25 protein-coding genes are annotated in these 19,627 nt (G+C 67.2%); 24 read left to right on the top strand and 1 reads right to left on the bottom strand.

Going from position 1 to position 19,627, the window contains the following annotated elements; translation table 11 throughout:
• From ACSLIC_RS24860 to ACSLIC_RS24785, 16 genes are all read left to right on the top strand, one after another.
• Positions 1 to 333: a phage head-tail adapter protein gene (locus tag ACSLIC_RS24860; protein ID WP_436740474.1), complete on the top strand. Its 333-nt coding sequence runs from the start codon at positions 1 to 3 to the stop codon at positions 331 to 333.
• Positions 333 to 794, top strand: a complete 462-nt coding sequence (locus tag ACSLIC_RS24855; RefSeq protein ID WP_436739929.1) for a DUF5403 family protein — start codon at positions 333 to 335, stop codon at positions 792 to 794. Before ACSLIC_RS24860 ends, ACSLIC_RS24855 begins: the two co-directional genes overlap by 1 nt.
• Positions 794 to 1,288, top strand: a complete 495-nt coding sequence (locus ACSLIC_RS24850) for a hypothetical protein (protein ID WP_436739928.1) — start codon at positions 794 to 796, stop codon at positions 1,286 to 1,288. Before ACSLIC_RS24855 ends, ACSLIC_RS24850 begins: the two co-directional genes overlap by 1 nt.
• Positions 1,289 to 1,329: 41 nt before the next feature.
• The gene (locus tag ACSLIC_RS24845) at positions 1,330 to 2,073 is read left to right on the top strand and encodes a hypothetical protein (RefSeq protein WP_436739927.1); all 744 of its coding nucleotides are present in this window, start codon (positions 1,330 to 1,332) and stop codon (positions 2,071 to 2,073) included.
• A 121-nt stretch (positions 2,074 to 2,194) separates the two neighbouring features.
• Entirely contained in the window at positions 2,195 to 2,536 is a 342-nt protein-coding gene (locus tag ACSLIC_RS24840) for a phage tail assembly protein (RefSeq protein WP_436739926.1), read from the top strand.
• A 20-nt stretch (positions 2,537 to 2,556) separates the two neighbouring features.
• Positions 2,557 to 2,928 carry a hypothetical protein gene (locus tag ACSLIC_RS24835; protein ID WP_436739925.1) on the top strand — a complete coding sequence of 124 codons (372 nt, stop codon included), beginning with the start codon at positions 2,557 to 2,559 and terminating at the stop codon, positions 2,926 to 2,928.
• A 3-nt stretch (positions 2,929 to 2,931) separates the two neighbouring features.
• Positions 2,932 to 6,333 (top strand): phage tail protein, encoded by a 3,402-nt coding sequence (locus ACSLIC_RS24830; protein WP_436739924.1) that lies wholly within the window; start codon positions 2,932 to 2,934, stop codon positions 6,331 to 6,333.
• 6 nt (positions 6,334 to 6,339) lie between these two features.
• Complete coding sequence (locus tag ACSLIC_RS24825; RefSeq protein WP_436739923.1) at positions 6,340 to 7,197, top strand: phage tail family protein; 858 nt, start codon at positions 6,340 to 6,342, stop codon at positions 7,195 to 7,197.
• On the top strand, positions 7,198 to 8,409 hold the full coding sequence (locus ACSLIC_RS24820) for a siphovirus ReqiPepy6 Gp37-like family protein (RefSeq protein WP_436739922.1): 1,212 nt from the start codon (positions 7,198 to 7,200) through the stop codon (positions 8,407 to 8,409).
• A 4-nt stretch (positions 8,410 to 8,413) separates the two neighbouring features.
• The gene (locus ACSLIC_RS24815; protein WP_436739921.1) at positions 8,414 to 8,716 is read left to right on the top strand and encodes a hypothetical protein; all 303 of its coding nucleotides are present in this window, start codon (positions 8,414 to 8,416) and stop codon (positions 8,714 to 8,716) included.
• Positions 8,717 to 10,825, top strand: a complete 2,109-nt coding sequence (locus ACSLIC_RS24810; protein WP_436739920.1) for a hypothetical protein — start codon at positions 8,717 to 8,719, stop codon at positions 10,823 to 10,825.
• 12 nt (positions 10,826 to 10,837) lie between these two features.
• The gene (locus ACSLIC_RS24805) at positions 10,838 to 11,335 is read left to right on the top strand and encodes a DUF7298 domain-containing protein (protein WP_436739919.1); all 498 of its coding nucleotides are present in this window, start codon (positions 10,838 to 10,840) and stop codon (positions 11,333 to 11,335) included.
• A 15-nt stretch (positions 11,336 to 11,350) separates the two neighbouring features.
• Complete coding sequence (locus ACSLIC_RS24800; protein ID WP_436739918.1) at positions 11,351 to 12,631, top strand: tail fiber domain-containing protein; 1,281 nt, start codon at positions 11,351 to 11,353, stop codon at positions 12,629 to 12,631.
• A 59-nt stretch (positions 12,632 to 12,690) separates the two neighbouring features.
• A complete protein-coding gene (locus ACSLIC_RS24795) occupies positions 12,691 to 13,011 on the top strand; it encodes a DUF2746 domain-containing protein (protein ID WP_436739917.1) in 321 nt (106 codons plus the stop codon).
• Positions 13,012 to 13,081: 70 nt separating this feature from the next.
• A complete protein-coding gene (locus tag ACSLIC_RS24790; protein ID WP_436739916.1) occupies positions 13,082 to 14,155 on the top strand; it encodes a peptidoglycan-binding protein in 1,074 nt (357 codons plus the stop codon).
• Positions 14,152 to 14,364, top strand: a complete 213-nt coding sequence (locus tag ACSLIC_RS24785) for a DUF7439 family protein (RefSeq protein ID WP_436739915.1) — start codon at positions 14,152 to 14,154, stop codon at positions 14,362 to 14,364. The genes ACSLIC_RS24790 and ACSLIC_RS24785 overlap by 4 nt, the downstream gene beginning before the upstream one ends.
• A gap of 48 nt (positions 14,365 to 14,412) precedes the next feature.
• On the opposite strand, the gene ACSLIC_RS24780 is transcribed toward ACSLIC_RS24785, so the two are convergent.
• Positions 14,413 to 14,694, bottom strand: a complete 282-nt coding sequence (locus tag ACSLIC_RS24780; RefSeq protein WP_436739914.1) for a hypothetical protein — start codon at positions 14,692 to 14,694, stop codon at positions 14,413 to 14,415.
• A gap of 110 nt (positions 14,695 to 14,804) precedes the next feature.
• Here ACSLIC_RS24780 and ACSLIC_RS24775 point away from each other — a divergent pair, with 110 nt between their 5' ends.
• From ACSLIC_RS24775 to ACSLIC_RS24740, 8 genes are all read left to right on the top strand, one after another.
• Entirely contained in the window at positions 14,805 to 15,263 is a 459-nt protein-coding gene (locus ACSLIC_RS24775) for a hypothetical protein (protein ID WP_436739913.1), read from the top strand.
• A gap of 401 nt (positions 15,264 to 15,664) precedes the next feature.
• Positions 15,665 to 15,958, top strand: coding sequence for a hypothetical protein (locus tag ACSLIC_RS24770; RefSeq protein ID WP_436739912.1), 294 nt, complete (start codon positions 15,665 to 15,667; stop codon positions 15,956 to 15,958).
• Positions 15,959 to 16,912 carry a hypothetical protein gene (locus ACSLIC_RS24765; RefSeq protein WP_436739911.1) on the top strand — a complete coding sequence of 318 codons (954 nt, stop codon included), beginning with the start codon at positions 15,959 to 15,961 and terminating at the stop codon, positions 16,910 to 16,912. It abuts the gene before it with no gap.
• A gap of 225 nt (positions 16,913 to 17,137) precedes the next feature.
• Positions 17,138 to 17,623, top strand: coding sequence for a hypothetical protein (locus ACSLIC_RS24760; RefSeq protein ID WP_436739910.1), 486 nt, complete (start codon positions 17,138 to 17,140; stop codon positions 17,621 to 17,623).
• A complete protein-coding gene (locus ACSLIC_RS24755) occupies positions 17,620 to 17,775 on the top strand; it encodes a hypothetical protein (RefSeq protein ID WP_436739909.1) in 156 nt (51 codons plus the stop codon). Before ACSLIC_RS24760 ends, ACSLIC_RS24755 begins: the two co-directional genes overlap by 4 nt.
• A 54-nt stretch (positions 17,776 to 17,829) precedes the next feature.
• Complete coding sequence (locus ACSLIC_RS24750) at positions 17,830 to 18,267, top strand: hypothetical protein (RefSeq protein WP_436739908.1); 438 nt, start codon at positions 17,830 to 17,832, stop codon at positions 18,265 to 18,267.
• 10 nt (positions 18,268 to 18,277) lie between these two features.
• Complete coding sequence (locus ACSLIC_RS24745) at positions 18,278 to 18,745, top strand: deoxycytidylate deaminase (protein WP_436739907.1); 468 nt, start codon at positions 18,278 to 18,280, stop codon at positions 18,743 to 18,745.
• A gap of 53 nt (positions 18,746 to 18,798) precedes the next feature.
• The gene (locus ACSLIC_RS24740) at positions 18,799 to 19,620 is read left to right on the top strand and encodes an AAA family ATPase (RefSeq protein ID WP_436739906.1); all 822 of its coding nucleotides are present in this window, start codon (positions 18,799 to 18,801) and stop codon (positions 19,618 to 19,620) included.
• Positions 19,621 to 19,627 lie beyond the last annotated feature (7 nt).

Genomic DNA, 19,627 nt, shown 5'->3' with positions numbered 1-19,627 from the left:
ATGCAGCGCAGACGCGGCGTGGCCGCGCGGATCTGGAAGAGCGAGCTGCGGACCGACAGCCGAGGCAACGAGGTTCTCGTCGCCGACGCGGACGGCCCGCACGAAGTGCGCTGCGCCCTGATCCCGCAGCGTTCCGCCCGAGCTGAAGTGCCCGGTCAGCAGCAGATCAACATCACCCGCATGATCGTCGCCGCCGACCTCGAAGACGTGACCCTCTGGTCACGCGTCGAAGTGCACGGTGCCGTCTGGGACATCGTGACGCCGCCGGCCTACCACCACGGCGAGCGCAAGACGCGGCACTGGTCGATCGACATTCGGGAGAGGCCGAGCTGATGGCCGAGATCTACAAGGGGCTCAACGGCAAGAAGATGTCCGAGGTCATCGCCTCCCTCGATGAGGTGCAGGGCGAGATCTGGGAGCGCACCTTCGAGATCGCGGCCCGAGCCGAGGCTCTCCTGGTCCAGCACCGGGCCGAGGGCGTCGCCAAGGTCGACATGCTCAAGGGCGACATCGACGGCTACGTGGTCCTGGAGGACACCAACCGGAACAACACCGGCTCCGGCAAGGGCAAGGCCAACTCGGCGGCCTCAATCGAGTTCGGTCGCGCGGGCTACGACGTCGAGGTGGTCGACAGCTCCGGCCAGGTCGTCAGGGAGTACGAGGTCGGCGCCATGGAGGGCCTCTACATCCTCACAGAGGCGTCCCACCTGCCGAAGAAGCGGCGCGCGGTACGGACCCCCAAGACGGTCCGGATCAAGCAGAAGAAGCGCAAGAAGAGCGGGGGTGATGGCTGATGGCCGGCCTACCTCCGGAGATCAGAGCTCTCGCCGAGCTCTCCCCCGTCGAAGACCTGATGCTCGCCGTGCTCCGGAAGGGGCTGCCCGGCATTCAGGTCCGGTCGCTCATCGCGAAGGGTCAGACCTTCCCGCTCGTCATCGCGCGCCGAGACCCTTCCTTCGGGATCTGGGGAGGGGACGCCCGCTTCCTCGACGCGGCGCGCGTGGGGATCAACGTCCTCTGCGAGGACCCTGACGGTGACCAGGATGCGGCGATCCTCTCCGAGGCCGTCCGCGTCGTCCTGCGGGACGCCTGGCTGAGCCAGACGGTCTACCCGGGGCTCGGGCACATCACGCGTGTTGACCTCGCGTCCGCCCCGCGCCGGCAGACGGACTGGGCCACCTCCACGGGGCCGGTCCAGTACGCCGACCTGCCGACCGGGGTGTGGCGCTACGAGTCGACGTACGACATCGAGATCCGCAAGCCACGCAACCGCCCCTACCCCAACTGACCAGATGTGCAAGTGTCGCATCTGAGTAAGGAGAACGCCTCGTGGCACTGAACGACAACGCCACCCTCGTCATCGGTTCCGGCAATTACCTGACCGCCCCGGTCGGCACCGACATCCCCGACGACCTTCTCGTCCCTGTCTCTCCGTGGGAGGCCGTGGGTCACACATCGCTGGAGGACATCTTCTCGATCACCTCCGAGGGCGGAGAGGCCACCACCATCGGCTCTCTCCAGAACAAGAGCCTGCGCACCAAGTACTCGGCGCGCACCGAGACGATGGCCTTCACGCTCCAGCAGTTCGACGTCAAGGGGCTGAAGCTCTACTACGGCTCGAACGCTCCGGTCCTGCCTGACGGCAGCGTCGGCGTCCCGACCGACCCGATCCCCACCACGGCCGCGTTCCTCGCGGTGTTCCTCGACGGCGAGAACGTTTTCGCCTTCTACGCCCCGAAGGCCGAGATCTACCGTGGTGACGACGTGTCCTTCGGTGACACGGAGAGCCTGGCCGGCCTGCCCCTCGGCGTGAAGCCGATGGCCTACGGCGCGAACAACTGGACGTACGCGATCACCCCGCTGGGGACCGTCTCCGCTACCGGCGCGACCGCCGGCACGCCCGGCACCTTCACCCCGGCCGGCTCGGCGGTTCCCTACGACCTGGTCGACCTCGACCTCGTCACCCCGAACCCGTCGACCGCATGGGCTGACGGTCAGTACGTCGCGCTCGGCGACGGCTCCATCGCTCACTACGACGGCTCCGACTGGATCTCAGGCATCGCCTCGACCTGATCCCGAACTCCCCGGCTGTGCAAGTGACGCGGACCTCCTTGCGCGGCCGGGGCCACCCCGGGTGGCCCCTCCCCGATGGTCCGCACCTGTTCACCCCTACCACTTGGAGGTCCGCAACCCCATGGCCAGCTTCACTCTCGACGACATCCGCGCCGCAGCCGACGCGAAGTACAGCTCGACCGACATCACGGTCGACGAGAAGACCACCGCCCGCCTGCTCAACCCGCTCCGCCTGTCGAAGGAGAAGCGCGAGGAACTCCAGGGCATCCAGGACCGGATGGACGCGGACGGCGTGGACCAGGAGGAGCTCCTGGCCGAGGCCATCCTCATCGTCGTGGACCACCCCAAGAAGGGCGAGGCCCTCCTGAAGGCCGTCAACGGCGACCTCGCCGTCCTGGCCCAGATCTTCAACACCTACATCGAGGGCGCGCAGGTGGGGGAAGCCTCGGCCTCTGCGAGCTGATCGACGACTTCGGAGAGGGGGTGTACGCCGACCTCCGCTTCCACTACGGCATCGATCTGGTGGACGTGATTGAGGGGCGTGGCCCCTCCCCGAAGTTCGTCCTCGCGCTCGTGCGGAGGCTGCCCGACACATCCCTGACCGTCGCCCTCGCGTCGGGCGGCAGGGAGCACTTCGGCTGGGGCATCGACCGCCACATGCAGGCCGACGTGTTCGACGCGATCAACCAGAACACCAGGGCTACCGGCCAGTGGGGCAAGGGCAAGGCACCCAAGATCCCGGCGTGGCCTCGCCCGAAGGCGCTGAAGAAGCCCACCAAGTCCAGCGGCCCGACGACGGCCGGCAAGAAGACCTCCGTCGCGGAGATCTACAAGCGGTTCACAGCCCGGAGGTAGCCCATGCCCCAGGGTCAGGTCATCGGTCGCGTCAGCGTCCGCGTGCTACCCGACACCGACGAGTTCCGAAGCAAGGCGAGCAAACAGCTCACCAAGATCGAGAAGCAGCTCAAGGTCGAGGTCCAGGTCATGCCCAACATGGCCGGCTTCGAGCGCGAGATGCTCACCGAGATTTCGAAGATCAGCCAGCGCAACCGCCAGTCGGACGCACGCAAGGTGAAGATCTACACCCGCATCGACACGAGCACCATGAACGGCGAGCTGGCGCGGGCGATCCGGGCCTACAACAACCGGGCCAAGTCCGGCCAGAAGGTGAAGCTCCAGTCCACCTTGGATGCCGGCGCGGTCGACGTGGAGATCTCGGCTCAGTCGCTTCGGAAGATGACCGACCAGCTCAAGGACTGGCGGGACGACAACTCCCCCCTGAAGATCAAGGTCGAGCCGGACGTCTCGGCTCTGAGCTCGGCCGCGACGAATGCGCGCCTCGACGTGCTGACTCGTCCCCGCACGGTCTCGATCATCCCGAAGCTGAACGAGGCGGCGGTCGCCAAGGTGGCCACTGCCCTCGCGGCGCTCTCCGGTATCCGTGTGCTCAACAACCTCTTCGAGAAGTTCAGCAACATCCTGAAGAACCTCGACAAGAGCGTGCCGATCATCGGCTCCTTGGCCTCGGCGATGGCCGGCCTGGCAGCGCTGGCCTTGACCTCGGCGAGCAACCTCTTCGCGCTGTCCGCGTCGCTCGCGCAGATCGGGGCCTTGGCCCTGACCATGCCCGGCCTGCTCGGCGGCTTCGCGGTTGGCCTCGGCGTCACGATCGCCGCCCTGCGCGACTTCAACACGGTCGTTCCGCAGGCCAAGGCCGCACTCTCCGAGATGCAAGACACGATCAGCTCGAACTTCTGGGAGCAAGCACGCAAGCCGATCAGCGACATGGTCGACAACCTGCTCCCCCGCTTCGCCAAGGGCTTCGACTCGTCGTCCACCGCGATCGGCAAGTTCTTCGGCTCGTTCGCCACCGACCTCACGGCAGCGCTCGACCCATCCCTGGTCGACGCGATGTTCGGCTACCTCAACGAGTCGATCGCCACCGCGACCGGCGGCACCAAGGTCTTCTCCTCGATCATCGCCCAGCTCGGCGAGGTCGGCGCCTCCTACCTGCCGAACCTGGCCGGCTGGTTCGTCGACATCTCCAAGCAGTTCGACGTCTGGCTCCAGAAGAAGGGGCAGATCGGGCTCCAGGAAGAGATCGACGCGGGCATCACCTCGCTGAAGGATCTCGGCGGAATCCTGTACGAGACGGGCGGCATCCTCGCCGGCCTCTCCCGCGCAGCCACTGAAGCCGGCGGCTCCACCCTGGGAATGCTCCGCGACTCCCTCGCGAGCATCCACGAGGTCGTCGACTCGGACGGCTTCCAGAAGGGCATGGTCGACGTCTTCACCGCCGCCCACCTGGCGATGTCGAACCTGGCCAACGGCGCCGGCCCGGCCGTGAAGAACCTCTTCATCGAGCTCGGCTCGCTCCTGACGACGATCCTGCCGCAGGCCGGCTCGATCCTCGGTGTGGCCCTGGGCGCCATCTCTGACGCCCTCTCGCAGACCGCCGTCACGGACGGCGTGAAGGCCATGTTCACCGCGCTCTACCAGGCCGTGCAGCTCCTCGTCCCCGCGATGGCTCCGCTCGGCCAGGCCCTCGGCGCACTGATGCAGGTCGTCGCCGCGATGCTCCCGGTCTTCGCCGGGCTCGTCACCGCAGCAGTCGTCCCGCTGGCCCAGGCGTTCACCGCCCTGGCTCCGCAGGTCATCCCGATCGTGGAGCTACTCGGTGGCGCACTGACCTCCGCGTTCCAGATGCTCGCACCGATCATCGCTCAGCTGGTTCCGGTTGTCGGAGAGATGCTCGGCGCAGCCTTCGGGTTGCTGGCCGCGATCCTCCCTCCGATCGCCGAGCTCTTTCAGATGATCATCGCGGCGGTCGCCCCGCTCGTCGAGCAGCTCGTCGGAGCCCTGGCTCCGATCCTGCCTGTCCTCGGCGAGGCCCTGGCGCAGATCTTCACGGCGCTCCAGCCGATCGTTGAGATCGCTCTCCAGATCCTGACGGCCGTCATCGCCCCGCTGCTCCCCATGCTGTCGGAGGTGGTCCAGGCTGTCCTGCCACCCCTGGCGGACGCGATTCAGCGAGTGGTCGAAGCCCTACAGCCCTTCCTCCAGGCGCTCCTCGCCATCGTCGACTTCGTCATGCCGATCCTGGTCCCGATCATTCAGTTCCTGGTCGAGATCCTGGCCGGCTCGCTGGTCGCCGCGATCGAGGGTGTGGCCCTGGTTCTCGAAGGGCTGAAGACGTTCTTCGTCGGCGTCTGGGACTACATCGTCGGCTACTTCACGATGATCTGGGGCGTCTTCGAGGGCATCTTCACCGGCAACTGGGACACGTTCAACGAAGGCTTCTCCCAGCTCTGGGAGGGCATCAAGGGGATGCTCAAGGGCGTCTGGGACGTCATTCTCGGCGCGCTGAAGACGTTCCTGAACGTCGGTATCCTCGGCGCGGCCGGCAAGGCGTTCACGGCCCTCAAGACTCTCTCCTCGTCCGCGTGGACTGCGATCCAGGCCGTATTCACGGGCGCCTTCACGGCGATCCGTGGCTACATCGGCGTATTCCTGACGGGCGCCAAGGGCCTGTTCATGGACGGCATGAAGGCCATCGGGAAGTTCTTCACCGACGGCTGGGCGTCCATCACGCGCGGCGTCACGTCGTTCTTCAGCGGCGCCGTGTCCAAGGTGACGTCGGGTCTCGCGTCGATCAAGGGGTACTTCTCCTCGGCCTGGTCCTCGATCAAGTCGGTCGCCAGCTCCGCGCTGAGCAGCCTCGTCTCGACCGTAGGGACCTGGATCAGCAAGGCCGTCGCCAAGGTCAGGGAGCTGCCTGGTAAGGCGAAGTCCGCGCTCGGTTCCCTCGGCTCCACCCTGAAGGATGCGGGCATGAAGCTCATCCGTGGCTTCATCGACGGCATCGCGAGCATGTTCGACAAGGTCAAGGACACGCTCGGCAACCTGACCGACAAGTTGACCTCGTGGAAGGGTCCGGAGTCCCTGGACCGCGTCCTCCTGACGAACGCCGGCAAGCTCGTCATCGACGGCTTCATCAACGGCCTGGAGTCCCGGTACGACGCTGTGCGCAAGACCCTCCGGGGCCTGACGCAGGACGTCGCCAACACCGAGTTCGACGCGCTCGGCGTCGGGCAGGTCAGCGCGTCGGGTGGCCTCACGGCCGCCGTGAACAGCGCGCTCGCGGGCTCGGAAGGGGGTGGCACCACGAAGATCCTCAACTACTACGCGGCGCCTGGCTCCTCTCTCGGGGCCGAAGAAGATCTGTTCGCCGCCGGCAATCGAGCAAGGTTTGGATGGTGATCATCAGTGCCCAAGCTCCTGCTCGCCAGTGAGACGGACACGCTCAACCTCAACGAGATCATGGACAAGGGCTTGGGCTACCAGGCCAAGACGGGGGTGACGGGCTTCGGCCTGCCCCCCGTCTCCGTCCAGTGGCTTGAAGGTGCCGGAGACGGCGCCACCTTCCGGAGGCGTCGAGTCCTCACGCGGGACATCGACATCCCCCTGGAGATCCTGGCCCGGGACCGTCGACACCTCCAGGAGCTCACCGACCGGCTGGCCCTCGCGCTGGCCGGTCGGTGCACCCTTACCCTGCTCGACGATGACGGTACTCGGTGGGCCACCGAGGTCTACCGCGTTGGTGGAGGCGAGTACGCCTACGGCGGAGACACGACCGGTGAGCGCGATTTCCAGACCGTTGTGACCTTCCGGTCGCCGGACCCGTACTGGACCTCCTCGGAGGCTCAGATCAGATCGATCGGCCAGGACGACTCGGTGTCCAGCTTCCTCTCCTCGCTTGCCTCGGTGCCCGTCGCGGCGTCGCAGGCAATCGGCGAGATCCAGCTCGACAACCGGGGCACCGCAGACGCTTACCCCACCTGGGAGGTGACGGGGCCGGGAACCAACTTCCTGGCCGTCTCCCCCTCCGGTGAACGCCTCGCCTGGGGCGGCACGCTCCTGGCGAACCAGCGCCTGATCATCGATACCCGCAAGGGGACCGTCGTGGACCAGGAAGGCAACAACCGCTACGCCGAGCTCGAAGAGGCGCCCCGCCTCTGGACCGTCAAGCCCGGCCTGTCCACCGCGACCGCTCAGCTCGAAGACATCTCGCCCCGCTCGAAGATCACCTGCTCGTGGCGGCCGAGGAAGTGGATGGTGATCTGAGTGCGTCTTGAGGACATCACGGTCGAGGTTCGCGACAAGTCGCTGACTCGTCGCGGCCTCGTCCGGCCCGAGGAGCTCCAGCTTGAGCTCACCGACCACTTCAACAACGTAGGCGAGTGGAAGCTGACGCTCGCTGCGGAGAGCCCTCTCGCCAACATCCTGCGCACGCCGGGGGCCGGCGTCATCGTCACCGGCCCGACCGACGTACTCATGTCGGGGCCGATGGTGAAGGCGGAGTTCGCTGCCACGCAGGAGGACCCCGGAGGGAGCATCACCTTCGAGGGCGTGTCCGACACGGTGTGTCTCGCCGACGCCCTCGCCTTCCCCGACCCGACGAACCCCAACGGCGCCAGCCAGACGCTCGCACACGACGTCAGGCAAGGCCCGGCGGAGGATGTCATGCACTCCTTCGTCATGGCGAACATCGGTCCGACAGCGCCCGTCGAGCGCCGCAAGACGCACCTGGCGGCGAGCACCAGCTCGGGGCGCGGGCCGGCCGTCATCAAGTCCGCCCGCTTCCCCGTGCTGGGCAACCTGCTCGCCGAGCTGGCGGTGTTGGGCAAGCTCGGCTTCCGTGTCGTGCAGCGCGGGAAGGGCCTGGTCTTCGAGACCTACGAGATCACCGACCGCACCAGGCTGATCCGCCTCGACGTGCAGAACGGCTCGCTTGCAGGACAACGTGTGGCAATCTCGCCTCCCGGCGTCACACGTGCTGTCGTCGCAGGTCAGGGCGAGTTGGTGAAGCGGCAGTTCCTCCAGGTGCAGACGCCCGAGTCCGTCGCCGCAGAGGCCGACTGGGGGCGCCGGATCGAGCAGTTCATCGACCAGCGCCAGACCGACAACTGGGAGGAACTCCAGCAGGCCGGCGACGAGGCGATGGAGAGCTCCGGCTTCACCGCCGTCAACGTCCAGGTCGTCCCGATGGAGGACGGAGCCATGCGCTTCGGCCTCGACTGGGGCCTGGGAGACAGGGTCTCCGTCGTCGTTGAGGAGCAGGAGCTCACGTCCAACGCGACCGGCGTCGTCATCAGGATCGACGCGGACGGGTTCCGCGTCGGCGTCTTGCTGGGAGACCCGGCCGGCTTCAACGCGAGTGCCGCGATGGCGAAGCGTGTGACGAACACCGAGGCCCGTGTCTCGCAACTTGAGCGGACGTCCGACGCGGGCGTTGCCGCCGACAACCAACTGATGTCGATCATGGGAGTGTGGTGAACAGATGGCCACGGCGCCGAAGAACTTCTGGCGGGGCGAGCTCCCTGACCTGGACACGATCATCTACACCGCCCCCGCGAACGGGCAGGCGATCATCACCGACATCCTCGCGACGAACGTGAGCGCTTCGAGCGCGCTCATCGCGATCAAGGTCAACGGCGTCCCGCTCCTCGCGAACGTCGGCATCCATCCGAACGGCGTCCTCACGCTGCGGATCTCGCAGGTGCTCGAACCCGGCGACACGATCAGTATTCAGGGCAACTCGGCCACGGCCTACGCCCACATCAGCGGAGTGGAGGTCGCGTAAGTGCCCACAACTTGGTACCCCTACGACAACGGCACGGTCGGCCCGACCGGACCGGAGGGCCCGCAGGGTCCGCCCGGCGCGAAGGGTGAGGCCGGCGTCGTCCAGTCCGTCAACGGACAGGGCGTGGAGAACGTGGTCCTCGCCGCGTCCGACGTCAACGCACTCCCCTCGAACGCCAACGCCACCGTCTCGGCCTCGTACATGAGCATCGACAGGCCGGCCGGGAACTACCGGGCCTTCCGCTGGCTGACCGCTGGCGCGAGCCGATGGGAAGCGCAGGCCGACGACGTCGCCGAGACCGGCTCGGCCGCAGGCTCCGACTTCCGCCTGGCCGCGCGCAACGACGACGGCTCCTTCAACAAGACCGTCATCCACGCGAAGCGCTCGGACGGCACGATCAGCTTCGGAACGACCGTGCACCACGGCAGCGCTCAGGTCACGTCGTACGGCGCGGTCGGGCTGCGCGACATCGCGGCGGACCCGGCGACCACCTCGGGCGGAACCTACGTCTACTCCAAGTCCGGGAAGATGTTCGTCAAGCAGGCGGACGGCACGAGCTTCCAGATCGCGCAGGTCAGCTACCCGGTCACCTCGGTGAACGGCCACACCGGCAACGTCACACTCGGCGCGGCCGACATGAACGCCCTCCCCCTGATCGGAACGGTCGAGGGCGCGAACTTGTCCATCAAGGGCAACGGGGCCGGCCCGCTCACCGTCTACGGTGGCACCGCGACCGACGAGCGCTTCGCCGTCAAGGCGTCCGGCAGTTGGTACTCCAACGGCATGACCAACACCGCCTACAACATGGGCGTCGGGGACACCGCGAGCGACTTCGCGGGCGGCAAGTACGTGCTCGCCTTCAAGGACCGCAGCATCGCCCCCACGCGCCCGCCTGTGGCCGGCGCGGTCATGTACGCCGAGGAGGGCAAGCTCAAGGTTCTCCAGTCCGATGGCACCACCTTCCAGCTCGCTCCCGGCGGGGGCGGAGGCGAGGGAGGGGGCGGCGCGGTCGACTCCGTGAACGGCAAGGTCGGCGCCGTCACGCTGGACGCCTCGGAAGTGAACGCCCTTCCGCTCGCCGGGGGCACCCTGGACGGGCCGCTGAACATCAGCCCGACGTCCGGCAACACCTTCACCGCGTTCGGCAGCGAGGACCCGGCCACCTACTTCCGAGTCACGGCGGCCGGCCACGCGTACAGCAACAGCCTCCGCTCGACCTTCTACAACCTGGGCGTCGGCGACACGACCGCAGACTTCGCGGGCGGCAAGTTCGCCCTGGCCCTGAAGAACGCCAACATCGTCCCGACCGGCAACCCGGCCAACGGGGTCGTCACCTACGCCGAGGCCGGCAAGCTGAAGGTCCGGCAGTCGGACGGCACGATCGTCACCGTTGCCAACGCTCCGGTCTCCTCTGTGAATGGCCAGACTGGCGCGGTGTCCTTCGACATCGGCGACCTGGGCGGCGTCGCCTGGACCGACCGGGGCGCCGTAAACGGCGTCGCGTCGCTCGACTCGGGGCAGCGCGTCCCGGTGGCGCAGCTCCCCGACGTCGCGGCGCCTGGAGAGTTCACCCCGACCGACCTCGGCCTGAAGGGCTGGGCGTTCGACCCGGTCCTGACGCAGTCCACCCCGGCGTTCTCGGGCACGACGACCCGCTTCGCTGCGGTCAAGCTGGCCGCCCCTGCGACGATCTCGCGGATCGTGTGGCACTTCGGCGGCTACTCGGGCGGCCTGATCTCCGGGTCCTGGGCCGCGATCTACAACACCGCCCGTACGCGGGTTGGTACGGCCACCACGATCGAGGCAGGCAACGAGCCGGCCGAGCAGCACGGCGAGGGCGGCATGGCCTCGTACACGACGCTCGACAGCGCGGTGACGCTCCCGGCCGGCATCTACTACGTGGCCTGGCGATTCAACTACAACACCACCACGGGTGACGGGCCGATGATCCTGGGCCTGGAGAACTCCTTCGGTGGCCCGGCGAACCAGTTCGGCGTGAACGGGGTGTGGCGCTTCGGCGTCATTTCCGGCACAAACACCACAGCGCCCACCACCTTCCCGACCAGCCCCGGCACCGGAGGCAACCGCTTCTGGGTCGCCCTCGCGTAAGGAGGTGTGCAAGTGGGACTACTGTCCGCAGACCACCTGCCGCGAGGCGTCGTGGCGCTCATGAACGACCTGGACAGCACCGAGTACGTCGGCAACACCGAGACGATGGTCTACCAGCTCCCGTTCCGCGCCGCACCGAAGCGCATCTACAAGGTGCACCTCCAGGCGTACTCGGCAGACACGGATGGCGTGGGCGACAACGCCAACACGAACATCCGCTACGCCAAGAGCAGCTTGCTCATCCGAGTCCGATGGGCGGCCGGCACGACCGTCACCACCTCCGGGACGGTCATCGGCGCCCATCGGGTGTCGGTCTTCGATGACGACTCCACGACCGCGACGAGCGCGGATTGCTCCTTCTACCTGATCAACCCGCCGGCCGGGCAGCTCACAGTCGGCCTCTCGATCTGGGCTGCCCGCACGCCGGACACCACGTACGGCAAGGTCCGCTTCCTGACGAGCGCCGGCTCCCATCTCGCCGTCGAAGACGTCGGCCCCTTCTCTGAGTAAAGGAGGACCCTCCCCGTGTCCATCAGCTCCTACCCCTTCGACGGTCAGGCCGTCTCCGAAGGCCAGTACAGCTACCTCTTCCGCGAGCTGGCCTCGCACTCCGGCATCGCCGACTCGGTCGGCGGCACCAGCTTCAATACCTACGGCGACAGCTCGGGGATGCGGGTCAAGGTGAACCCCGGCTTCGCGATCGTGCGCGGCCACGCCGTCCAGTCGACCGCGACCGAGGCGGTCACCATCGCGGCGGCCAGTGCCGCACAGCGCTACGACCGAGTCGTACTCCGCCTCGATCCGACCGCGAACTCCATCACTCTCGCCGTCGTCCAGGGCACCTCGGGCGGCGGACTCCCCGCCCTGACGCAGACCGACACCGGGATCTTCGAATTCCCGCTGGCCACCGTCACCATCCCGGTCGGCGCCTCGACGATCTCGGCCGGCAACGTCCAGGGCGAGCGGCGCTTCCTCGGTAACAGCGTGGGCGGCTGGACCACCGCGACTCGCCCCGAGGGCGCGCGCACCGGCCGGCTCGGGCTGAACACCTCGACGAACCAGTGGGAGTATTGGACCGGTACGGCCTGGAAGGATCTCGCTCCTACCGTCACCTGGTCGACGATCGAGGGCTCGCCGGCCACCTTCCCTCCCGCCTCGCACACGCACCCCTGGGGTGATGTCACCGGCAAGCCGGCCACCTTCCCGCCCAGTTCCCACAACCACGCCTGGGGCGACATCACGGGCAAGCCCACGACGTTCGCGCCGAGCTCGCACTCGCACTCCTGGAGCTCGATCACCGGCAAGCCCTCGACGTTTACGCCGAGCTCGCACAACCACTCCGGCTACCTGACCTCGGGCTCGACGATCTCCTGGGCCAACGGCTCGAAGAAGCCGCACTCCAACTCGGCCTCCGGGTCGGGCACCTGGTACGCGGTATGGGTCGAGGGTGACGGAACCTTCTGCCGGAACACCTCCTCGATCAAGTTCAAGGAGAACGTCCGCGACTACGGCATCAACCCCGATGACATCCTCAAGCTCCGCCCGGTCATCTACGACCGCAAGGACACAGTCGACGAGGAGACCGGCGAGACCAAGACCGGCCGCAAGGGCGAGGTCGGGCTGATCGCCGAGGAGGTCGAGGCTGCCGGCCTCGACTGGATGGTCAACTACCTGGACGGCGAGGTCGACGGCCTGCGGTACGACCTCCTCGGCGTCGCCCTGGTCCCGGTCGTGCAGCACCAGGCCGAGCAGATCAGGACCCTCGAAGAGCGCCTGGCCGCCCTCGAAGAGCGCCTGGCGGGGTGACCCCCACCATGGACCCCAATGTGCAAGTTGCACTCGTCACAGCAGGAGGCACCGTAGCCGTGACGCTCATCGGAACTGTCGTAGAGCTCCTGCGCAGGCAGGGCAACGCGATCAACGAAGTGCGCGAGAACGCGCAGGAGGCGCGCGACCAGGTCGCGAACACCCACTCGACGAACCTCAGAGACGACCTCGACCGCGTGATCGACGGGCTCGAAGCGGTACTGGCCGGCCAGGCCCGACACGACGAGGCCCTACGTCAGCACGGCCGCGAGATCGGCGGCCTGCGCACCGACCTGGCGCACGAGCGCGCCGAACGCCTGGCCGTGGCCGAGCGCCTCGACGGACACATCGCCGTGACCGTCGCCACCAGCAACACCTGACCCACCCCGCCCGAAGGCCCCGTCTCACACAGAGGCGGGGCCTTCGCCATGCCCAAGGAGGCTCATTCTCTTGTCCATCTCGATCATCTCCCGCTCCACCTGGGGCGCCCGCGCCTGGAACGGCACCCCTGCAAACGTCCCGCTCTCGCGGCGCACCGAGTTCTTCGTCCACTGGTTCGGTGGCGTCCCCGGCAACCCGACCGGGGCAGCCCTCGCCCGCGAGGTCGAGCGCCTGCACATGAACGGCAACGGCTGGGCCGGCGTCGGCTACAACTTCATCGTCGACCAGAACGGCGCCGTCTACGAGGGGCGCGGCTGGGGCCTCCAGGGCGCCCACTGCCCCGGTCACAACGTCTCCGGTTTCGGCGTCCTGGTCGCGGTCGGCAAGGGTGGCGCGAAGGCGTCGGCCAAGGCGCTGTCGGCGGCCCGCGCCCTGTACGACGAGGCGTGCCGCAAGACCGGCCGACCCCTGGCCAAGAAGGGCCACAGGGACGGAATCGCTACTGAGTGCCCCGGCCCGGACCTGTACGCATGGGTCAAGAGCGGGATGCCGGCTGACGGCTACGACGCGCCCTCCGGCGGCGGCTCTGGCTCGCGCGTGGCCCGCTACCAGGTCACGATCAACGGGCTGAAGTACGGGTACGGCGCGCAGGGCTCCCACGTCACCACGGTCGGCCAGGCCCTGGTTGCCAAGGGCTTCGGCAGGCACTACGCCGAGGGGCCTGGCCCGAGCTGGTCGGACGCGGACACGCTGAACTACGCGGACTTCCAGAAGAGCCTCGGCTACACCGGCTCCGACGCTGACGGCGTGCCCGGCGAGAGCTCCCTGAAGAAGCTGCTCGGCACCCTGCCGGGCGCGACGGCCTCGAAGCCGGCCGCGAAGTCGACGATCGTCGCGCTGAACAGCGCGGTGAGGCCGGGCGCCACACACTCGCAGGTGAAGGAGCTCCAGCAGCTCCTCGTGAAGGCCGGCTACGGCCCCATCCCGGGCGCATACACCACGTACTACGGCGCCGAGACCCAGAAGGCGGTCGCCCGGTTCCACAACAAGAACTCGAAGTTCCGCTCGGTCGGGAAGTCCTACGACCCCGCGATCGGCAAGCTGGGCTTCACCGAGCTCCAGAAGGAGGCCGGCCGGAAGTGAGTAAGCACCGCAAGGTGAGCGCGAAGGGCAGGGCGGCGATCACGCAGTACCTGCCCACGAAGTACAAGAGCAAGTCTGGGCTGGTCGCGTCTTTCGCGGGCGTCATCCTGTCCGTCGCGGTCCTGTTCACCACCGACTACCCACAGATCGCGGTCGCCATCCAGGCGCTCACCGCGTTCGGGTTCGTCGAGAACTCCGACTCGGAATGAGAGAAGCCCCCGCCGGCCGTCAGGTCAGCGGGGGCCTCTTTGTCGTCTTCACTTCTTCTTGGCTTCGATCTCCTCCAGGCTGGTCACCTTCGGGCGACGCCGGGCCGGCGCCTTCTTGGCCGTCGCCTTCCTGGCCGTCGCCTTCCTGGCGGGCTCGGGCGCCGGCTCGGGCTCCGGCTCCTCCCCGGGCTCTGCCTCCTCCAGCCACTCCTCGAACGGCTCGGCGTGCTCCTCGCAGAGATCCTTGGAGATGCTGCGGCCGTCGCCTGCTGTGATGGTGTAGGTGGTCGCGGGAGTCTTCTTGTCGATGTCGCAAGCTCGGATCAGCATGGGCCCCTCCGTGTGATTGTGGGTGCGAGGCACACAATACCTGTGCACAGTTGACCTGTGCGCAGTACTGTGGAAGTGTCACATCGAAGGTCACGAGGAGAGAGAGGATCATGGGTAAGCGCAAGATCCAGGACGAGTCGGAAGTTGTCCGCTGGTTCGAGGAGGGGCGCACGTACGCTTGGATGATTGCGGAGTACAAGCGTAAGTACAACATCGACACAGTTCCTTCAATGTGGGGGAACTTCCGGCGGCGGCGGGGGCTCGATCGTCGAATCGTTCGCGATGACGAGCTGATCCCCTGGTTCGTGAAGGAGGAGCACCGCTGGGCCTACCCGCTCGCAATGCTCCGGGCGGAAGCGCGGCGCCGGGCCGGCAAGGAGCTCACCGAGACGGACACGTCCCGGCTGGGAAACTGGCTGGAGATGCTGGAGGAGGAGAATGCAGTCGTCCACTACGACCCGGACACCGACGAGGGCTTCTTCTACATCCCTCGCGAACCGGAGGACGACGACCTCATCCGCCGGCCCAACCGGAAGACCACGCCCCGCCCCAACGCTGACCGAGACTGAGCTTCAGCCGGCAGCCAAGTGAAGCCCCCCGCATTCGAGCTGCGGGGGGCTTCACGCTTGCCAGGGTAGGGGTTCGATCGTGATTCGAACAAATTTTCTACCTGCCCGTACAACCCTGCGGTGACCTGCGGAGTCACACATTCCGAGCGTGAAGATTCTTCGAGGTCGTTGAAATGCGAACTTGACAGAGCGTTGAAGATCCATGCAAGATGGGCACACAGCGACACTTACACAGCAAGGGGGGTCGAAGCGTGCCGCACTACCTGGGAGTTGGTCCGTCTACCGAGTCCGGGGGCTGGACCGGGAGGCATCTCTCCTCCGATGGGAGGATCGCGTTCGTCGTCAGCGAGGACGACGAGGACTGGCACATCGACGCGAGGCCCGGCTACTCGCCAGCCCAGATGAGGACCACTCTCGCGCAGGCAAGAAGGCACGGCCTGGAGCCGATGGACGCCGACGAGTGCGAGCCCGAGGTCCTGGAGGACGGCACCGTACGCATCTACCTGGTGCCCATCGAGCAGCCGGAGGCCACCTACGCCCAGAAGCAGGAGCACGCCCTGGGGCTCGGGCGAAAGACGCGGACCTTCATCCTCACCGCCTGCGTGGCCGGCGCCCTGCTCACGCCCAGCCCGCTCCACTTCGACTACACCCCCGACAAGAAGCACGCCGACACCGTTTCGACGAGAGGATACTGAGTGCCCCTGAACCTCCTGGAGATCCCGCAGCAGAGCAAGCCCCTCCACCCGAACGACGCCGTACCGCGAGACGGGCACGGCAAACCGCTCGTCGTCCCCGAAGCCGGCGGCAAGCCGAAGGCCCTGGTCCGCACCACCACCTTCATCGACTGCATCGAGGACAAGAGCAACCTCGTCGACTGGGGCAAGAGGATGGTCCTGGTCGGCGCCCAGAAACGCCCCTCCCTCCTGGACGCCGCAGCCAAGCTGGACCCGAACGTTCCGGGCGACAAGCGCAAGCTCGACGCCCTGGCCGAGCGCGCGATGGACATCTCCGGCGCCAACGACAAGCGTGAGAAGGGCACCTACCTCCACGACCTGTCGGAGTACGTGGACCGTGGAGAGCAGCTCCCCCGGCACGCCTCCCGGCAGGACGTCGAGGACATGATGGCCTACATGGTGGAGACCGCGCCGCTCACCGTTCACGCGGTCGAGCAGTTCGTCGTCTGCTCCGAGCTGGGCGTCGGGGGAACCTACGACCGCACATACGGCTACGAGGGCCCCGGCCCTGACGGCAAGCCTGTCTCGGGCCGCTTCATCGGCGACCTGAAGACCGGGTCCGTCGAGTACGGCGGGCTGAAGATGGCGATGCAGCTCGCGATCTACTCGCGGGCGAAGAAGTACGACCACACCCGCTTTCCTGCTCCGATCCGGGACCAGGACGAGAAGGGCTTCCAGAAGTGGAAGAAGATCGAGGTCTCCCCCGAGGAGGCCGCGAAGGCGTACACCGTGCCGGAGCCGGTGAATCAGAACTGGGGCATCATCGTCCACTTGCCTTCGGGCGAGGGGGTGTGTAAGTTGTACTGGGTCGACCTGAACGTCGGATGGAAGGCAGCGCAACTTGCGCTCACCATCCGTGAGATGCGCGGGTTGTCCCGAAAGGCCATGACGCCGTTCATGAAGCAGGCCGCATGAGCCGGAGTTGACTTCACCCGACACAGTGTGTAAGTTGAACAACGCCAACGAACGAGGAGATGCGATGCCCCACAAGAAGAAGAATCGAACGCAGTGCTGCTACGACGCCTTGGATCGCTCCATGTGCTCCGAGCTCACACCGAGCGGCCTGTCCGAGTTCTGCTGTGGGTGCGGTCGCCTCTACCAGGAACCGAGCAAGACATCGAGAGAGGGGAACAACACCGCGTGAAGATCACGATCAAGTACGGCAAGACATACGAGGACACCTGGGCCGTCTTCGAGGGCGGAGCCCCGGAGGTCAGGGCCGAGATCATCGACTACTTCGGCATGGACCCCGAGACGCAGGCCGGGCTCAGCCTGAGCAGCATCGTCGTCAACGCGACGCAGATCGCGCACGGCAAGGCGCTGATCGCCACGTCGCTCGGCGCGACGGTCATCGAGGAGACCTCGAAGAGCGAGCCGGCCAAGCCTGCGGGCGACCCGTGGGCGGCGGCCTCGGCGAAGCAGTCCCCTTCCGCCTGGTCCGGTAGTGCAAGTGTCGCAGAGGCCAAGGTCGAGGACCCCAACGCGTACATCCTCGGGGAGATCGCCAAGCAGGCCACGGTCGACGGGCTCAAGAAGCTCTGGGCCGCGAACCAGTCCTTCTTCGCCGACCCGGCGGTCATGGCCGCCTGGAAGGCGAAGGGCAAGGCCATCCAGACGGCCGCATGAAGCCCCGGGACCCCCTCGTAGACCTGCTGGCCGCGATCACGATGATCGTCGTGATCGTCGGTGGCGCCTGGATCTGGACGACCGCGCCGTGCGGGCTCTGGACCTTCTCCAAGGTCGGCGAGGTGCCGGCCCGGTGCATCAGCACCAAGTAGCTCAACTCACCCTGTAACGGCCCGAGCGGGCCAAGAACAAAGGACATCACCACAGTGGCACTCAACCTCATCGAGATCCCCGTCCAGGGCGGCGGCTGGTTCAAGCCGAAGGACAACGTCAACGCGGTCGCCATCCTCATCGAGGTCCACTCCTTCGACCGCCAGCGGCCCACCCCGAACGGCCCGAAGGACAGCGTCCTCGCGGACGTGACCGTCTTCCAGGACGCGACCTCGCTCGCGGCCGGCACGCCCCAGGTGTCGAAGGGCCAGAGGATCGAGCAGACCATCCTCGCTCGCGACCTGGAGACCATCGTCGGCGGCGCGACCATCGTGAAGCTGGACCAGGTCCCCCCGAAGAAGCCCGGCGCGCACCCTGCGTGGGTCTGGCGCCCGCTGACCGACGCGGCCGTCCGCAAGGCCGTCATCGACTACGCCGGCAAGCGGGACGAGGAGGCCGAGGCCGCTGTCGCCGACGCCCCCGACTTCGACTGACCTGACCTGAATGTGTAAGTGTCGCATCGAGAGAAGGGAGGAACTTGAGCGGGCGCCAGCCCGCAGAGAGGGGGTCTCAGTGAGACCGAGCTGGGACGAGTGGGCCCTGGCCGTCGCGGAGGTAGTGGCCACGAGAGCCGACTGTTCACGCGCCCAGGTGGGTGCCGTGATTCTGAACCGGACGCACCGCGTCCTTGCCGTTGGGTACAACGGAGCCATCGCCGGAATCCCCGGCTGCGCGAGTGCGGGCAACTGCCCGCGAGGTCGCATGTCCACCGATGAGTGCGCTCGGGACAGCGACTACTCGAACTGCATCGCCACGCACGCCGAGCGCAACGCCATCGAGCACGCCGACCCGTACGAGCTGGCCGGCGCCACGCTCTACGTGACCCGCAAGCCCTGCCCTGCCTGCCAGACGCTGATCGAAGCGTCCGGCATCAAGACGACCGTCTACCGAGAGGAGAATCCCCAGTGCTGACCCCAGGGCGCAGCCTTTCGCTTCACGCCGAGTCCGGGCGGGAGCTCCCGCGCGTGGACGCGTTCGCCGACCTCTACGCGATGGGCGTGAGGCCGAGGCATGGCGAGGTCATCATGATCGCCGGCCGAAGCGGCACGCAGAAGTCCGGCTTCGCACTGTTCTGGGTGGCACAGATGAACCTCCCCACCCTGTACTTCTCGGCCGACATGAGCGCCTTCACCGCGTCCAGCCGGCTCGCCTCGATGGCCACACGGGACACGACCGAGATGGTCGAGGCCGGTATGGCGGAGGGCGGGAAGTACCGGCAGGCGTACATCGACGCGCTCGCCGACTCGAAGATCACCTTCTCGTTCGGCTCGCCGATCTCCTGGCGCTCCGTGGATGAGGAGCTGGAGGCGTACGTCGAGCTCTGGGACGCGTACCCCGAGGTGATCGTCATGGACAACCTCATGGACTTCGAGGGCGCGGAGAGCGACTACACCGAGCAGATGGCGGTCATGCAGGGAGCCACCGAGCTGGCCCGCCACACGGGCGCCACGGTCATCCTGCTGCACCATGCGAGCGACAAGGCGTGGGAAGCGAAGTCGTCCCCCTGGAACCCGCCGAGCCGAGACCAGATCAAGGGCGGCCTCTCCGAGAAGCCCGAGCTGTCCCTGTCCGTCGCGCTCGACCCGACGTCGATGGCGTACCACGTGGCCTGCGTGAAACAGCGCATGGGTCCCTGCGACCCGACAGCGCAGCGCTACGCCACGATGATCTGCGAGCCGGAGTACACGCGCTTCCGCAAGGCAGAGATCCGGCAGGTCGCCGCGCCCGCCGTGCAGCCGGCCGAGGACTGGTCCCCCACCAAGGTTCTGCTCGGTTCGCAGGTGTGATACTGTC

This window comes from Streptomyces sp. BBFR102, from assembly GCF_051397025.1.
Lineage (GTDB): Bacteria > Actinomycetota > Actinomycetes > Streptomycetales > Streptomycetaceae > Streptomyces.
This window is presented reverse-complemented; position numbering and strand designations above follow the sequence as displayed.

Bases quoted from the DNA above. Each gene is read 5' to 3' on its own strand.
- ACSLIC_RS24860 (WP_436740474.1), top strand. From the start codon at position 1: ATGCAGCGCAGACGCGGCGTGGCCGCGCGGATCTGGAAGAGCGAGCTG.
- ACSLIC_RS24855 (WP_436739929.1), top strand. From the start codon at position 333: ATGGCCGAGATCTACAAGGGGCTCAACGGCAAGAAGATGTCCGAGGTC.
- ACSLIC_RS24850 (WP_436739928.1), top strand. From the start codon at position 794: ATGGCCGGCCTACCTCCGGAGATCAGAGCTCTCGCCGAGCTCTCCCCC.
- ACSLIC_RS24840 (WP_436739926.1), top strand. From the start codon at position 2,195: ATGGCCAGCTTCACTCTCGACGACATCCGCGCCGCAGCCGACGCGAAG.
- ACSLIC_RS24830 (WP_436739924.1), top strand. From the start codon at position 2,932: ATGCCCCAGGGTCAGGTCATCGGTCGCGTCAGCGTCCGCGTGCTACCC.
- ACSLIC_RS24815 (WP_436739921.1), top strand. From the start codon at position 8,414: ATGGCCACGGCGCCGAAGAACTTCTGGCGGGGCGAGCTCCCTGACCTG.
- ACSLIC_RS24780 (WP_436739914.1), bottom strand. From the start codon at position 14,694: ATGCTGATCCGAGCTTGCGACATCGACAAGAAGACTCCCGCGACCACC.
- ACSLIC_RS24775 (WP_436739913.1), top strand. From the start codon at position 14,805: ATGGGTAAGCGCAAGATCCAGGACGAGTCGGAAGTTGTCCGCTGGTTC.
- ACSLIC_RS24770 (WP_436739912.1), top strand. From the start codon at position 15,665: ATGAGGACCACTCTCGCGCAGGCAAGAAGGCACGGCCTGGAGCCGATG.
- ACSLIC_RS24755 (WP_436739909.1), top strand. From the start codon at position 17,620: ATGAAGCCCCGGGACCCCCTCGTAGACCTGCTGGCCGCGATCACGATG.
- ACSLIC_RS24745 (WP_436739907.1), top strand. From the start codon at position 18,278: ATGTGTAAGTGTCGCATCGAGAGAAGGGAGGAACTTGAGCGGGCGCCA.